This window comes from Dyadobacter sp. HNCC25DJ186, assembly GCF_056895235.1.
Genome location: NZ_JBXHAS010000004.1, coordinates 80,700 through 95,326, shown reverse-complemented (window position 1 = coordinate 95,326; position 14,627 = coordinate 80,700). Strand labels below are relative to the sequence as shown.

At 39.8% G+C, this 14,627-nt stretch carries 15 protein-coding genes and 1 pseudogene; 5 read left to right on the top strand and 11 right to left on the bottom strand.

Annotation, left to right across the window (positions count from 1 at the left end):
• Positions 1-54 precede the first annotated feature (54 nt).
• From AC1XUO_RS14165 to AC1XUO_RS14120, 10 genes and pseudogenes are all read right to left on the bottom strand, one after another.
• On the bottom strand, positions 55-1,008 hold the full coding sequence (locus AC1XUO_RS14165) for an N-acetylornithine carbamoyltransferase (RefSeq protein ID WP_483330479.1): 954 nt from the start codon (positions 1,006-1,008) through the stop codon (positions 55-57).
• Between the two features lie 131 nt (positions 1,009-1,139).
• Positions 1,140-1,447 (bottom strand): annotated as a pseudogene (locus tag AC1XUO_RS14160) (GxxExxY protein); the annotation flags it as partial.
• Between the two features lie 116 nt (positions 1,448-1,563).
• Positions 1,564-2,697 (bottom strand): aspartate aminotransferase family protein, encoded by a 1,134-nt coding sequence (locus AC1XUO_RS14155; protein WP_483330478.1) that lies wholly within the window; start codon positions 2,695-2,697, stop codon positions 1,564-1,566.
• A gap of 109 nt (positions 2,698-2,806) precedes the next feature.
• A complete protein-coding gene (gene argC, locus AC1XUO_RS14150; RefSeq protein ID WP_483330477.1) occupies positions 2,807-3,793 on the bottom strand; it encodes an N-acetyl-gamma-glutamyl-phosphate reductase in 987 nt (328 codons plus the stop codon).
• Positions 3,794-3,800: 7 nt separating this feature from the next.
• Entirely contained in the window at positions 3,801-4,211 is a 411-nt protein-coding gene (locus AC1XUO_RS14145; RefSeq protein ID WP_483330476.1) for a type II toxin-antitoxin system VapC family toxin, read from the bottom strand.
• Positions 4,204-4,431 carry a DUF2281 domain-containing protein gene (locus AC1XUO_RS14140; RefSeq protein ID WP_483330475.1) on the bottom strand — a complete coding sequence of 76 codons (228 nt, stop codon included), beginning with the start codon at positions 4,429-4,431 and terminating at the stop codon, positions 4,204-4,206. The genes AC1XUO_RS14145 and AC1XUO_RS14140 overlap by 8 nt, the downstream gene beginning before the upstream one ends.
• Positions 4,432-4,544: 113 nt before the next feature.
• Positions 4,545-5,744 (bottom strand): argininosuccinate synthase, encoded by a 1,200-nt coding sequence (gene argG, locus AC1XUO_RS14135; protein ID WP_483330474.1) that lies wholly within the window; start codon positions 5,742-5,744, stop codon positions 4,545-4,547.
• A gap of 58 nt (positions 5,745-5,802) precedes the next feature.
• The gene (locus tag AC1XUO_RS14130; protein WP_483330473.1) at positions 5,803-6,207 is read right to left on the bottom strand and encodes a helix-turn-helix domain-containing protein; all 405 of its coding nucleotides are present in this window, start codon (positions 6,205-6,207) and stop codon (positions 5,803-5,805) included.
• 15 nt (positions 6,208-6,222) lie between these two features.
• Positions 6,223-6,519 carry a type II toxin-antitoxin system HigB family toxin gene (locus AC1XUO_RS14125; RefSeq protein WP_483330472.1) on the bottom strand — a complete coding sequence of 99 codons (297 nt, stop codon included), beginning with the start codon at positions 6,517-6,519 and terminating at the stop codon, positions 6,223-6,225.
• Between the two features lie 163 nt (positions 6,520-6,682).
• Positions 6,683-7,393, bottom strand: a complete 711-nt coding sequence (locus tag AC1XUO_RS14120) for a GNAT family N-acetyltransferase (protein WP_234647974.1) — start codon at positions 7,391-7,393, stop codon at positions 6,683-6,685.
• Between the two features lie 362 nt (positions 7,394-7,755).
• Between AC1XUO_RS14120 and aat the strand changes: the two genes are divergently transcribed.
• From aat to AC1XUO_RS14095, 5 genes are all read left to right on the top strand, one after another.
• The gene (aat, locus tag AC1XUO_RS14115; RefSeq protein ID WP_483330471.1) at positions 7,756-8,385 is read left to right on the top strand and encodes a leucyl/phenylalanyl-tRNA--protein transferase; all 630 of its coding nucleotides are present in this window, start codon (positions 7,756-7,758) and stop codon (positions 8,383-8,385) included.
• 73 nt (positions 8,386-8,458) lie between these two features.
• Entirely contained in the window at positions 8,459-9,490 is a 1,032-nt protein-coding gene (gene proB, locus AC1XUO_RS14110; protein ID WP_483330470.1) for a glutamate 5-kinase, read from the top strand.
• 5 nt (positions 9,491-9,495) lie between these two features.
• On the top strand, positions 9,496-10,746 hold the full coding sequence (locus AC1XUO_RS14105; protein ID WP_483330770.1) for a glutamate-5-semialdehyde dehydrogenase: 1,251 nt from the start codon (positions 9,496-9,498) through the stop codon (positions 10,744-10,746).
• Positions 10,747-10,913: 167 nt separating this feature from the next.
• Positions 10,914-12,002, top strand: coding sequence for a M20 family metallo-hydrolase (locus AC1XUO_RS14100; RefSeq protein ID WP_483330469.1), 1,089 nt, complete (start codon positions 10,914-10,916; stop codon positions 12,000-12,002).
• Between the two features lie 23 nt (positions 12,003-12,025).
• Positions 12,026-12,853, top strand: a complete 828-nt coding sequence (locus tag AC1XUO_RS14095) for an enoyl-CoA hydratase/isomerase family protein (protein WP_483330468.1) — start codon at positions 12,026-12,028, stop codon at positions 12,851-12,853.
• Positions 12,854-12,921: 68 nt separating this feature from the next.
• Here the strand turns inward: AC1XUO_RS14095 and AC1XUO_RS14090 are convergent, their stop codons facing one another.
• Positions 12,922-14,484 (bottom strand): Rne/Rng family ribonuclease, encoded by a 1,563-nt coding sequence (locus AC1XUO_RS14090; RefSeq protein WP_483330467.1) that lies wholly within the window; start codon positions 14,482-14,484, stop codon positions 12,922-12,924.
• Positions 14,485-14,627: the final 143 nt, after the last annotated feature.

Sequence of the window (14,627 nt, the reverse complement as noted above, 5' to 3'; positions counted from 1 at the left end):
TATTAAATAATATAACTATACCGGGCGTCTACAAAGTTCAGGAAATGAAAAGTTTTATGCGTTCAGACCTAACAAAATTTCTTTCAAAACAGCCTGCGCCGACCATTCTCTGTTTGCCGCCTGCTCAATCACCAGTGAACGAGGGCCGTCCAATACTTCATCAGCCACTTTCATGTTCCGTCTGAGTGGAAGGCAATGCATGAATTTCCCATTGTCTGTCAAAGCCATTTTGGCCTCTGTGATCATCCAGGAAGGATCTTGTGTTAATACCTGACCATAATGCTCGTATGACGACCAGTTTTTTCCGTAAACAAAATCGGCTCCTTCCAACGCTTTGTCCTGGTCGTAGATAACCTGTCCTTTACCAACAAATTTTGGATCAAGATCATATCCTTCGGGATGTGTGATCACCAATTCCACATTCATTGGATTCATCCATTCGCAGAAGGAATTGGCAACGGCCTGGGGTAGTGCCTTAAAATGAGGTAGCCAGGTTAAAACTACTTTCGGACGTTCCTTGATTTTAAATTCTTCAATGGTGATGCAGTCTGCCAGTGATTGTAGCGGATGGCGCGTGGCCGATTCCAGATTTACGATCGGAACCTCAGCATATTTTTTGAATTGTTGAAAAACAGTTTCAGCGTAGTCCTTGTCACGATCTTCAAGTTCTGCAAAAGAACGGATTGCGATGATATTGCAGTAACGTCCCATAATTGCCGCTGCTTCTTTTACATGCTCAGCCTTGGTACCATTCATGATGACACCTTCTTCCATTTCGAGTCCCCAGCTGTCCTGCCCAACATTCATCACGATCACATTCAAACCCAAATTAGCAGCTGCCTTTTGAGTACTGATACGGGTGCGTAAGCTTGAATTGAAAAACATCAAACCAATGGTTTTGTGTTTGCCAAGTGTTTCGTCAGCAAAAGGATTACGTTTCGCTTCAATCCCGCTGTTGATAAGGCGATTAAGATCTGATACGTCTGCAAGTGAAAGAAAATGTTTCATTAATATTGTTTTTAACCGCAATGGACGCAATGGTTTTCGCAATGGACGCAATAAAATTATAAGCCGTTTGCCAATCTTTTGACACCGTTTTTTATTAACGCGACATTGAAATTAATCAATAGTCCAAGTTTGCAATTCGTTAGTTTTAGATAAGTTAATAACTGGGCAGTATGCACATCGTTAAGAGCCTCAACAGCTTTAATTTCTACGATAACGCAATTCTCCACCAATAAATCTATTCTATATCCGACTTCAAGCCTGATATCTTTATATTAGGGGGAAGTGCTTTTTGCTTTTCAACCAAAAGACCCTCCTTTTTAATTTCATAGTATAGACATTCCTCATAAGCAGATTCCAGTAAGCCTGGCCCCAACGTCTTATGTACTTTCAAAGCACAAAAATAGATTTGTTTTGCAATTCTATTCTCAAAAATTTCCATTGCATCCATTGCGGTTAGGAAAATGATTATAGAGCGCAAAAAATAGATTTATTTCGTAATTCTATTTTCAAAATATCCATTGCGTCCATTGCGAAAACCTATTGCGCCTATTGCGGTTAAGAAAGGCTAGTTACCTCGGTTCTTAACGCTTCCAAAAACAAATCAGCCTCGACCTTACCAAGCGCAAGCGAAGGCAACAACCGAATCGTATTAGCTCCCGCAACGCCCGTGAACATCTTATGCTCAAATAATAATTGATTCCGAAGATCTTTAACCGGGAAATCGTATTCAATTCCGATCATTAATCCACGGCCCCGGAGCTCCTTGTATCCGCCGATTTCTTTAATGCCTGTCATCAGGTAATCACCGATCTCCGTTGCATTATCCAAAAGATGTTCATTTTTCATGATGTCAAGCACAGCAATACCAGCTGCACACGCCATGTGATTTCCACCAAAAGTGGTACCTAGCAAACCATAACTAGCCTTAAATTTCGGAGAAATCAAAACACCGCCAATTGGAAACCCGTTACCCATGCCTTTCGCCATCGTCATCAGATCAGGATGAATTCCACTAAACTGGTGCGAGAAGAATTTCCCGGTACGGCCATAACCACATTGCACGCTATCCAGAATTAAAACAGCTCCGGTTTCATCACAACGCTTACGTAAAGCTTGAAGAAACGCATCACTGCTCACCTGAATTCCGCCAACACCCTGAATTCCTTCAACGATTACGGCACAGACTTCATCTGTAATACCTTCCTGAAGTGCATCAACGTCATTGAAAGGCAGGAATGTAACGTGTTTATTGTAGTTGACAGGTGCTACAATAGACGGATTATCCGTTGCCGCAACCGCTCCTGCTGTACGTCCGTGAAACGCTTTTGTAAAGGCTACTACCTTTGAACGACCTGTATGAAATGAAGCCAGTTTCAAAGCATTTTCATTTGCCTCAGCACCTGAGTTTACAAGGAAAAGTTTATAATCAGGATAACCTGAAAGATCTCCAAGCTTCTCAGCCAATTCTTCCTGCAAAGATATTTTTACAGAGTTGGAGTAAAAGTTAATCGCATGAAGCTGCTTGCTTAACGTATCGACATAATACGGATGGCAATGTCCAACGGAGATCACAGCGTGACCGCCGTAAAGATCCAGGTATTTTGTACCATTCGTATCCCATAAATAGCTGCCCTCAGCCTTTACAGGTTCTATATCGTAAAGTGGATAAACATCAAATAAATGTGACATAGTAATATTTTTTAAACGCAGAGGAAATGAGTTTTTACGCGGAGTGCCGCAGAGAATAAGTTTCAGCGTCCTCTGCGCTTAACTCCTTAACTCTGCGTTTAAACAAAAATCAGAATGACGGTGCTTTTAATCTTAATCCCGCATCTTCCGGTAATCCAAAAATCAAGTTCAAGTTTTGAACGGCTTGCCCCGAAGCACCTTTTGTTAAATTATCAATGACGCTGCTTATCAACAATTGACCGTCGTGTACTTCCAAATGAATGAAACATTTGTTTGTATTAACCACTTGTTTCACATCAATCGGCGAATCGCTTACATGCGTGAATGGATGTTCAGCGTAATAATTTTTATAAAGCGTCTTCGCTTCTTCAATTGTTCCTGAAAACGGCGTGTAAACATTGGCCATAATACCACGGGTAAAATCACCGCGATAGGGAACAAAATTTACTGCCTTGTCAAAACCAGCCTGCAATTTCTTCAGGCTGGTTTTTATTTCTGTCAAATGTTGGTGACTGAAAGCCTTGTAGATCGACAGGTTATTATTTCTCCAGGAAAAATGTGTTGTCGCACTAAGCGATTGTCCAGCACCAGTACTTCCTGTCACGGCGCTTACATGAATATCGTCTTTCAATAAACCAGCATTCGCCAACGGTAAAATCGCCAGCTCAATACTCGTCGCAAAACAACCTGGATTAGCTATTTTGGTAGAAGTTTTTATTTTTTCCTTTTGAAGCTCAGGTAAACCGTACGTGAAACCATTGGATTCATCACGGAAATCAGTACTCAAATCAATGATTTTTACAGTTTCAGGAACGTTATATTCATCCAGAAACTTCTTCGATTCTCCGTGACCGGAGCACAGGAAAATCGCGTTCAAACTTTCCTGATTTAACAAAGTTTGAATATCCTCTCCTGAAAAAGCCAGTTCTGTATCACCCAGCAAATCTGTATGCGTAGCATTAACCGGTTTTCCGATCTGGCTTTTACTATGTGCAAAGGCAATATTTACGTTCGGATGGTTAATGACAATTCTTAGTAGTTCTCCACCTGTATATCCTGCAGCACCGATGATGCCTATGTTTATTTTATTGTCCATAATTTGTTCATTTCCAGATTGTTTTTACAAATGACGATTTTTCAATTTTAGGATCATTTGTTAACACCAGGCAATTAAATGTATATGCCGTTCCCGCAATCAGCCGATCGTGCAGTTCCGGAATATCTTTTATTTCAAAAGATTTGAGAATAATTTCATTTGTTAGATCAGCTATTTTAAATCTCTTATTAAATGCTATTAGCGCCTGGACATCTGTAAGCGAAGTTTCAATTCTTCCCTTTTCAAACAAATATCCAATTTCTGCCAAGACAATAGCAGGAATCCAAATTGATATTTTACTATCAATATGATTTGACATTTCAAATATTTCGGTAACTGTAAGCGGTAATTTTCTTTGCTCTAACCAAATTACTACCGCCATAGTATCGGCAACATATTCCCGAGGAATGTCAGTCATTTATTTTGGGATAAGCTAATTTATATCCGGTGAATTCTTCTTCTAAGTGAGAGATTTCAGATTGAGACAAGCTGTCTAGTTCCAATCTTATTTGTTCATTAGACAATTTTGCTTGCTTGTTTATCAAGAATTCTGCAAAATCAAGAATTTCCTTTACCAGCGATTCCGGTAATTCTTCAGTTGCTTTTACAATCTCATTTTGAAGTTCGCTCTTGCTCATCTTAAAAGTATTTAGAAAATATTGCTGAAATACGCTTTAATCCATTATGGAAATTACTTTCTAGCAATACTTGATTTTTTCACTTTCCAATCATTGCCACTAACCTCTAACCCTTAATCATTACTCTCGCTTACCTTCTGATAGATCATCACCTGGTTCGAAGCAACTTTTGAGAATCCTCTTACGTCGTCTCCTGTCCAGGCGTTGTTCATTTCACCATAACTCCCAAATTTCGAAGACATCAAATCAAATGGAGATTCAATTCCTTCTACGTAGAAGCGGTATGGAGCAAGATGAACATGTACTTTTCCGGTTACATGAGACTGTGTATCAGATAAGAACGCTTCAATATTACGCATAACCGGCTCAACGAACTGGCCTTTGTGGAGAAGAGTCCCATAGGTATTAGAAAGTTGTTCTTTCCAGTAAAGCTGTTGCTCGCTCAAAACGTGCTTTTCAAGTGTATGATGCGCTTTGATGATGATCAAAGGAGCCGCAGCTTCGAAACCGACGCGACCTTTGATACCAATGATCGTATCACCTACGTGGATATCACGGCCAATTCCGAATGGCTGCGCAATCGCTGCTAGTTTCTGGATTGCCTGAACCGGGTTTTCAAAAGTTTCACCGGCAACACCTTTCAATTCACCTTCAACAAATTCCAGCGTAATAGTTTCAGGTTCAGTTTTAGAAACCTGCGTTGGCCATGCTTCTTCGGGAAGGTATTTTTCAGATGTCAAAGTTTCTTTTCCGCCAACCGAAGTTCCCCAAAGTCCTTTATTGATACTATATGCTGCCTTTGCCCATTCGCGACCAACACCTTTTTTAGTCAGATACTCGATTTCAGCCTCACGTGAAAGTTTCAGATCACGGATCGGTGTAATAATTTCAGCTTCCGGAATGATAATGCGGAACGCCATATCAAAACGAACCTGGTCATTTCCTGCACCTGTACTGCCATGTGCAATGGCAGTCGCACCAATTTCTTTTGCATATTCAGCAACAGCAACGGCCTGAAAAACGCGTTCTGCACTTACGGAAAGTGGGTACGTGTTGTTTTTCAAAACATTACCAAAAATCAGATATTTAATACAATCGTTATAATAATCTGCTGTTTTTGAAATCGTTGCGTGATGTTTCACACCTAATGAATAGGCATTTGCTTCAATTGTTTTAAGCTCTTCTTCTGAAAAACCACCTGTATCTACCAACACAGAATGAACTTCGTAGCCGTTATCTTCGGCTAAATATTTTACACAAAAAGAGGTATCCAATCCTCCACTAAACGCTAATACTACTTTGGGCTGTGACATTCTATTTATTAATATGATTCTTGTTCTATTTAAACTTTCCGAAAAAATTGTTCAGTATTTAGCTGACTGTTAGTAACGTATCGACTGGAATTCCTAAATTTTTATTTAATTCCCTAATCATTTTTATTGTAAGATTCCTTTTTTTGTTCAACACCTCCGATACTCTGTTTTCTCCTCCAAAATAAGGAGCAACATCTTTCCGAGTCAAATGCAGTTGAATCATTCGTTCCTTAATTGCTTCTATTGGATCTGGTTTTGGGATTGGAAAATGTCTCTTTTCATAATCAATAGCCAAAACGGTAACTGCTTCTAAAATATCCAATGCTCTTTTACGAAGCTTTTGATCTTCCAATAAATCAGCATCTACCAAAGCATCAATTATTTGAGATGCTTCTTCAAAATCCACAGAATTTGTAATCGGTTTGATAACGATGTCATCCAAATTAATTGCAAGTGTTTTCATATTGCTTTTGAATGATTATATGTTCTTAATATCTTCAATTTTATCGTATTCATTATGAGTTCCTAAAAACCTGACGAATACAAACTGCTTTTCGTACTCAAATTTTGCGATCAGTCTGTATTTATTATGGGTTATATTAAAGACAACCCTTCCATTTCTTACTATGTCTGCATTTTTAAAGAACTTGATTACTTCATTAGGACTTTTGAAATTTGTTTTTTCGATCGTGTCATACCAAAATTCCAAAGCGGGCCTTGCATCTGGCGATCTATCCCAAAAATCTCTAAGTGTGCTTCTGGTAAAAATTCTCATTTTGTGTGTGTAAAAGTACTTAAGTATTCCCGAATTGGGAAAAGCTTGTTCCCTTATCTCTATTTAATTTAGTATATAACGAAAAATACCTCGCATCGGAGTTTAAAAGCTGCCGGGCGAGGTATTTAGAATGATATAATAATCAATAATATGAGTACCGTACCTAGTGTACGAGCATCGCCTCGGCATTTTTCTTTTTAGCACGTTCTTCCCTTCGCAACAAGATACGTTGTTTAATACGCATCCATCGCTCGTAAAGACTCGATTCTTTCAAGAAATCCCATGAATCTTTTTCATGTTTCGCCTCAACTTCCTTGTGATCTTCAGGATTGTACATCATGCCGGTACACAAGCAGTGTTTTCTGCCCGTACGGCTTAATACATCATAATTCACACAGCTTGCACAGCCTTTCCAGAAAGCGTCATCCGCAGGAAGTTCGCTGAATGTAACAGGCTCATAACCAAGATCAGAGTTGATCTTCATTACAGGCAAGCTGGTTGTGATACCAATAATTTTGGCATCAGGGTATTTTTTACGTGAAAGTTCAAATGCTTTTTGCTTGATTGCTTTTGCCATCCCGCTCTGACGGAAATTCGGATGAACGATCAAACCGGAATTGGCAACAAATTTGCCGTGTTCCCAGGTTTCGATATAACAAAAACCTACCCATTCTCCCGTGTCAGTAGTGGCAATAATCGCTTTTCCTTCTACCATTTTTTCCATGATATAAACAGGAGAGCGTTTTGCTATACCAGTACCACGTTTTTTGGCACTCTCTTCCATTTCTGCACAAATTGTTTCGGCAAAATGGAGATGATTTTCATTGGCAGCTTGTACAATAAACTTACTGCCTACTACTTCGGTATTTTTCATTTATGAATGTACTGACGAAAAATTGTTCGAAACAAAAATTAAATTCCCAGAAAACTACGATGGGACGTTTCAAAAATTTAAAAAAGACGGGGATAGAAGTTTTACCACATAGGTAAACAAGAGTTAGACGGTCCTGGGGGACCTAAACCTGAAAGGTGTAGTATGAAGAACAGTATGTATGCCGTTGCTATTCATTTGACTTGGTTGGTCCGTCTAAGAGGATGCAAATTTTGTAAAAAAAAATGTTACTTGAAAGAAACATGGATTATATTTTTATAGTTCGTCCCATGGAAAAAATATTCGGGCGTAACAACAAATTTTTTAGCTTGCATCGGTCTTATGATTTTGAATGAATTTTTGAAATGACAACCCTGACAGCTGACGATCTTCTTTACGGATACATCAATGGAATTTTCCCAATGGCAGAGCCGGATGGAACAATCTATTGGTATTCCCCCGATCCCAGAGCTGTTATTCCTATAGACTCATACAAACCGCACAAGTCACTCCGCCCGGTCATTAATAAAAGAACTTTTGAAATTCGGGTAGATTTTGACTTTGAAGGTGTTATGCGTGGTTGTGCTGCGCCTCGTTCGCAGGAAGATGGAACCTGGATCTCTGACGATATTATTTTTGCCTATACCAATTTACATAAACTCGGTTATGCGCATAGTGTTGAGGCTTATCGTGAAAATAAACTGGTTGGAGGATTATATGGCGTTTCAATCGGGGGCGTATTTTTTGGAGAATCTATGTTTTATAAAGAGGCAAATTCTTCCAAAGTTGCCTTCCATTATTTAATAGAAATTCTTCGTGTAAATGGATATCAGTTACTGGATACACAGTTTATCAACGATAACGTTTTGCGATACGGAGCGATCGAAATTCCTCGTACTGATTACATGGAAAAGTTGAAAAAAGCGCTTCAATTGAATCGGAAATTCCTTCTAAATCCCACGCAAACTTCTTCTCCCAAACATTCCGCTTTTTAATAACCAGGTAACTAAGTAATTTTAGCCTGAAAAAGTTAGTCTTAGCGTAAGAAGTATTTTAAGTATTTACAAAGTGTCAAAACCAATTCTTGTTATCAAGTTCGGGACGGCGTCCATCACGCTTCCTTCCGGTGAGCCCGATGTTAAGATTATTTCAGAAGTTGCCCGTCAGGTTTCGTTGCTTCATCCCAGCTATCGCATCATCATCGTTTCATCAGGAGCGGTGGGTGCCGGAAAAGGTTATATCAATGATTACAAAGGAACAATGACGCAGCGGAAAGCGGCGGCATCTGTCGGAAATCCTTTATTGGTTGGACTGTATGCCAGTTATTTTGCCCCGAATGGAATTTATATCGCGCAAAGTCTTTGTGAACGTCAGCATTTTGCCAACCGTAACAAGTTTTTGCAGCTGAAAAATACGTTTGAAGAATTGTGGCAAAACAATATTATTCCCATTGTTAATGAGAATGACGTTGTCAGTGATCGTGAGTTGAAATTTTCGGATAATGATGAACTGGCGACTTTACTTGCCGTCGGATTCGGAGCAGAGACATTGATGTTTTGTACTTCTGTGGGCGGATTGCTGGATGAAGACGGCAATATTATCGGGAACGTATCCAATGTTAATGAGGTTTTTAAATTTGTAAGGACAGATAAATCTTTCCTCGGATTAGGCGGAATGGCTTCCAAATTAACATTCGCCAAACTTGCTACCCGTATGGGCATCAAGGTTTTTATTTTTGGAATGAAACAGGAGGACGAATTGCTGAAAGCGTTGGAAGGAAAAGCCGGTACAGAAATGAGTCCGGAGAAAAGTACATTATCCGCAAGAAACCGCTGGTTGGGAAGTGGAGGATTGGTTTCAGGTAGATTGCAGGTAGATGAAGGCGCGACTAAGGCATTATTGAAAAGAAAAAGTTTATTGGCTGTTGGTGTTACAGAAGTAAGCGGAGACTTTGAAGCGGGGGAAATTATCGAAATATATTCTCCCGAGCAGGAAATGATCGCCGTAGCCCGCGCCAGAGAAACTTCGGGTGCTATAAAAGTGAATTTGAAAACATTGAATTTTGAAGTGGCGCATGCCAACGATATCGTTTTATTATAATGGAATTGGAATCTATATTACCTCTTTTAAAAGCAACGAAAGATGCCTCGGTGGCAGTTCGGAAATTATCTGACAAACAGAGAGCAGACTTGCTGAATGCTTTGGCAGAAAAAGTTTTGGCAAATAAGGCCTATATCATTACAGAAAACCAAAAAGATCTGGTGCTGATGGATGATGCCGACCCCAAAAAAGACCGTCTGCTTTTGAATGAAAAAAGGATTATAGATTTAGCACAAAGTCTGCGTGATGTGGCTGCTTTGCCGGATCCAACGGGAGAGGTTTTGTTGGAAAAAACAATAGAGCAGGGGATGTCATTGCAAAAACTGACCGTCCCGCTTGGCGTAGTTGGTGTTATTTATGAATCCAGACCGAATGTTACGCTTGATGTGGCATCACTTTGTCTGCGTTCAGGAAATGCCTGCGTTTTGAAAGGTGGAAAAGAAGCGCATTTTTCAAATACTTATCTGGTTAGACTGATACATGAAAGTCTGGCTGAAATGGGAATTGATGAAGCTGCGGTAATGCTTTTGCCGACTGACAGGAAATTTGTCAACGAACTTTTAACTGCAACGAAATACGTGGATATTATCATTCCACGTGGCTCAGAAGGACTTATTCAATTTGTAAGGAAAAACTCGCTGGTACCAACTATCGAAACCGGAGCAGGTGTTTGTCATACGTATGTGGAGAAAACAGCTGATCTTGAAAAGGCGAAGAATATTGTGGTAAATGCAAAAGTCTCCCGCCCATCGGCTTGTAACGCGCTGGATACAGTTTTAGTAGACAGAGAAGTTGCAGCGGCGTTTTTACCAACGCTAAGAGAGGATTTTATAAATTGGAACATTGAAATTTTTGCGGACGAAACTTCGTTTGAAATTCTCCAAAAAGCAGAATATCCATTTTTGCAAAAAGCGGAACCGGAAGATTTTGGAAGAGAATTTCTTGATTATAAATGCTCTATCAAGATTGTCGACGGATTAGATGCGGCAATTGATCATATCTATAATTTCTCTTCAAGTCATTCGGAGGCGATTATTTCTAAAGATGCTGTCGCGATTGAAAAATTCCTGAATGAAGTTGATGCAGCAGCGGTTTATGCCAATGCCTCAACGCGTTTTACAGATGGTGGTGTATTTGCTTTGGGTGCTGAAATTGGAATTTCTACGCAGAAATTGCACGCCCGCGGACCATTTGCTTTGGAAAAACTGGTTACTGAGAAGTGGGTTGTGAGAGGTGACGGGCAGATTAGGGCATAATAAACTAATATTTGAAATGAGTATGGTGTAAGCCATTTCATTTTTTGCCACGAATGCACGAATTTTCACTAATATTAATCTAATGTATAAGTGAAAATTTGTGCATTCGTGGCATTTTTTCTTTTTATACCTTTGCCCAAAATATTGTTGTACCAGAAAGCCCAACTATGTCCTCCAGAACTGATTCTGAAAATATCCAAAAACTTACGCAGGAAGTAATTGTTTTATTAAAAAAACTGATTGAAACACCATCATTCAGTAGAGAGGAAGAACATACAGCTGCCTTGATCCAGGATTTTTTCAGACAAAAAGAGATTCCTTTCCAGACTAAAAAGAACAATATCTGGGCTTACAATAAATATTATAATGCGACAAAACCAACCGTCCTGTTAAATTCTCACCACGATACAGTTAAACCCAATAAATCCTGGACACTTGATCCGTTTCTGGCTCTGGTAGAGGATGATCAGCTTTTTGGTTTGGGAAGTAATGATGCCGGGGGGTGTCTGGTTTCGCTGATTGCTACTTTTTGTCATTTTTATGATCGCGAAGATTTAACCTATAATATTGTTATTGCTGCCACAGCCGAGGAAGAAATTTCAGGAAAGGAAGGTTTGGAAATTGTTGTTCCCGAGCTTCCTGAAATAGCTTTTGCGATTGTTGGCGAACCAACGGAAATGCATTTGGCAGTAGCGGAAAAAGGTCTGCTGGTACTAGATTGTACTGCCAAAGGAAAGTCAGGGCATGCGGCGAGAGAGGAAGGGGATAATGCGATTTATAAAGCCATTCAGGATATTGAGTGGATACGTAACTACGAATTCCCAAAAGTTTCCCCGACTTTGGGGCCAATCAAAATGTCGGTAACGATCATAAATGCCGGAACACAGCATAACGTAGTTCCGGATACTTGTGTTTTTACGATCGATGTAAGAGCCACGGATCAATATAGCCTGGAAGAAATCATTGAAGTGATTCAGGAAAATATTCAGTCCGAGGTAAGTGCACGTTCTATTCGCTTACGTCCTTCGAGTATACCAATGGAACATCCGATTGTTCAGGCAGGTTTAAAAAGAGGCAGAGATGCTTATGGTTCGCCAACCACTTCAGATCAGGCATTGCTGGATTGTCCGTCATTGAAAATGGGACCGGGACATTCGGAACGTTCGCATACAGCCAATGAATTTATTTATTTGCATGAAATCGAAGCAGGTATTTTGCAATATATTAGTATGCTGGAAGAAGTTGTGACTAAGTAATTTCACATTAATACTTGCCAATTATGCTTTTTTTCAAAGAAGGAGACGTCGCGAAATTTGATGCAGTCCAGTTTCTGTATATCAAAACTTCTTTGAAAGGAAATGTATTTGAGATAATCCTAAGCCGGCCGGAAAAGCGAAATGCTTTCACGCCAACAATGGCCAGTGAAATTGCATTTGCGTTGGCTTATGCAAAAAGTCAGATTGAAATTTGGTGTGTTATCCTAAAAGCAGAAGGCCCGGTCTTTTGTGCCGGGGCTGATTTAAACGCTCTTCACGATTCAACTGCAGATCAAAAAAATCAAACACTTCCTGAACCACTTGGAGAAGTCAGACTTGGCGATGCTTTTGCGAATTTACACAAGCCGAGTATTGCACAAGTAGAAGGATCTGTTTTTGCCGGAGGGTTTTTGGTAATCTGCGGATGCACTTTTGTTGTAAGTATACCAGAAGCAAATTTCAGTTTACCCGAAGTAAAAAGAGGGATTTGGCCGATGCAGGTCATGGCTTCATTATTGGACCTTATCCCAAAAAGAAAAATACTTGAAATGTCGATAACCGGTAAAAGTTATTTGGCAGAAGAAGCGCTTCATTTAGGTTTGGTCACCCAAATTGCAGAAAAGGAAGTTATTGAAAACGAAGTCAATAATCTCGCTGATCTGATTTGCTCAAATGCACCTTATGCCATCAAATCAGGAATGCAAGCACTTCAAAATATATCGGATATAGCGGAAAATGATCGTCACAATTATCTTAAATCCCAATTAGATTTACTCCTAAAATCAGAAGACGCAAAAGAAGGCACAGCCGCTTTCAAAGAAAAACGAACTCCAACCTGGAAAGGAAAGTAACAGAATTACCAAAAACTTATACCGAGCCAACGCCGAAAGCTGATAGCCGACCGCCGAAAGCCAATAAATTAGCTTCCCGGAACAATCTCAATTTCCTCTCCATATTTGTTATGGAATTTGAAATCAATAACCCCTAGAGAGGTATCCTTAATTAGTTTAACCCAGGTTTTGTATTGGAAAAGCCATTTCACCTGTTCAGAAATAATTCCTTTCGTGAAATAGGCATGGATAAACGGGTGAAGCGCGATGGTGATACCGCGTTCATTTTGTTTTGAAAGAATATAATCCAGATTCGACAAGATAATATCCGTTACCAGAATACTTGCCTGAATCGTTCCCGTACCGCCGCAAGTAGGACAGGTTTCGCGGGTAACAATATTCATTTCGGGTCTTACACGCTGACGTGTGATTTGCAGTAACCCGAATTTCGAAAGCGGTAGAACCGTATATTTTGAACGGTCTCCTTTCATTTCGTCGCGCATCATGTCAAAAAGAACGCGTTTGTTTTCCGCTTTCTTCATGTCAATGAAATCGACAACGATAATTCCACCCATATCACGCAAGCGCAACTGGCGGGCAATTTCTTTTGCTGCTTCAATGTTTACACTGAGCGCAGTAGCTTCCTGATCTTCTTCCGAATTTGACTTATTTCCACTGTTCACGTCGATAACGTGTAGCGCTTCCGTATGTTCAATGATCAGATAACCACCGTTTGGCAAACTTACCGAACGGCCAAAAAGTGATTTAATTTGTTTCTCTAAGCCGAATTGTTCAAATATCTTGTTCTTGCCATTATGCAATTTCAGTATACTTTCTTTATCCGGCGCGATGTTGTGGATATAGGCTTTAATGTCCTCATAAACGTCTTTTGAATCCACGGTAATACTGTCAAACGATTCGTTCAACATGTCACGGATAATAGAAGATGCACGGTTCATTTCACCGATCACACGGTCACGGGGCTTGGCATCACGAAGCGTTTTGATGCCATTTTCCCATTTATCCAGACAGTCCTGAAGATCTTTATTCAGTTCGTCAACATCTTTTCCAGTCGCAACAGTACGGATAATTACACCGAAGTTGGCTGGTTTAATGGAAGACATAAGTCGTTGCAGACGCGTTCTTTCCTGCTTGTCAGTAATCTTTTTGGAAAGGTTTACCGAATTTGAGAAAGGAACCAAGACGATGTAACGACCTGCAATGGAAATATCACAAGACAGGCGGGGGCCTTTTGTTGATATAGGTTCTTTAACAATCTGAACCAGAATAGCCTGATTCTTAGAAAGTACTTTATCAATCTTACCAAGTTTTTCAATTTCGGGTTCCATTTTGAAGTTATTCAACTTCCCGGAATTGACGCGCTTGGAGATTACATCTTTGGTTAGTTTATTAAGAGAGTTGATGTTCGGTCCTAAATCCAGATAATGCAAAAAAGCATCCTTCTCAAATCCTACGTCAACGAACGCGGCATTAAGCCCAGGCACAAGTTTCCTTACTGTACCAAGATAAATATCCCCAACAGTAAAGCTCTGATCCGGTGTTTCGACGTGGTATTCTAACAGACGTTTATCCTGCAAAAGGGCTATACGCTCTCCCTTTTGAGTAGAATTTATTAGTAATTCGTTACTCAATGTTCAACCAACCAAATGGCTATATAAAGTTAATACTCAACCTCCTGCTTTACATTTAAAGACAGGCAACATATATCTCGTAAGTGATAATATGACCGGATCCATTTGATTGAGATCCGGTCATATATCAATTATTTCTTCTT

What these genes read in the sequence shown, in the direction of transcription:
- AC1XUO_RS14095 (WP_483330468.1), top strand. Translation starts at nt 12,026, where the DNA reads ATGCTTTTTTTCAAAGAAGGAGACGTCGCGAAATTTGATGCAGTCCAG.
- argC (WP_483330477.1), bottom strand. Translation starts at nt 3,793, where the DNA reads ATGGACAATAAAATAAACATAGGCATCATCGGTGCTGCAGGATATACA.
- AC1XUO_RS14155 (WP_483330478.1), bottom strand. Translation starts at nt 2,697, where the DNA reads ATGTCACATTTATTTGATGTTTATCCACTTTACGATATAGAACCTGTA.
- AC1XUO_RS14100 (WP_483330469.1), top strand. Translation starts at nt 10,914, where the DNA reads ATGTCCTCCAGAACTGATTCTGAAAATATCCAAAAACTTACGCAGGAA.
- AC1XUO_RS14145 (WP_483330476.1), bottom strand. Translation starts at nt 4,211, where the DNA reads ATGACTGACATTCCTCGGGAATATGTTGCCGATACTATGGCGGTAGTA.
- AC1XUO_RS14140 (WP_483330475.1), bottom strand. Translation starts at nt 4,431, where the DNA reads ATGAGCAAGAGCGAACTTCAAAATGAGATTGTAAAAGCAACTGAAGAA.
- AC1XUO_RS14165 (WP_483330479.1), bottom strand. Translation starts at nt 1,008, where the DNA reads ATGAAACATTTTCTTTCACTTGCAGACGTATCAGATCTTAATCGCCTT.
- AC1XUO_RS14130 (WP_483330473.1), bottom strand. Translation starts at nt 6,207, where the DNA reads ATGAAAACACTTGCAATTAATTTGGATGACATCGTTATCAAACCGATT.
- aat (WP_483330471.1), top strand. Translation starts at nt 7,756, where the DNA reads ATGACAACCCTGACAGCTGACGATCTTCTTTACGGATACATCAATGGA.
- argG (WP_483330474.1), bottom strand. Translation starts at nt 5,744, where the DNA reads ATGTCACAGCCCAAAGTAGTATTAGCGTTTAGTGGAGGATTGGATACC.
- AC1XUO_RS14125 (WP_483330472.1), bottom strand. Translation starts at nt 6,519, where the DNA reads ATGAGAATTTTTACCAGAAGCACACTTAGAGATTTTTGGGATAGATCG.
- AC1XUO_RS14120 (WP_234647974.1), bottom strand. Translation starts at nt 7,393, where the DNA reads ATGAAAAATACCGAAGTAGTAGGCAGTAAGTTTATTGTACAAGCTGCC.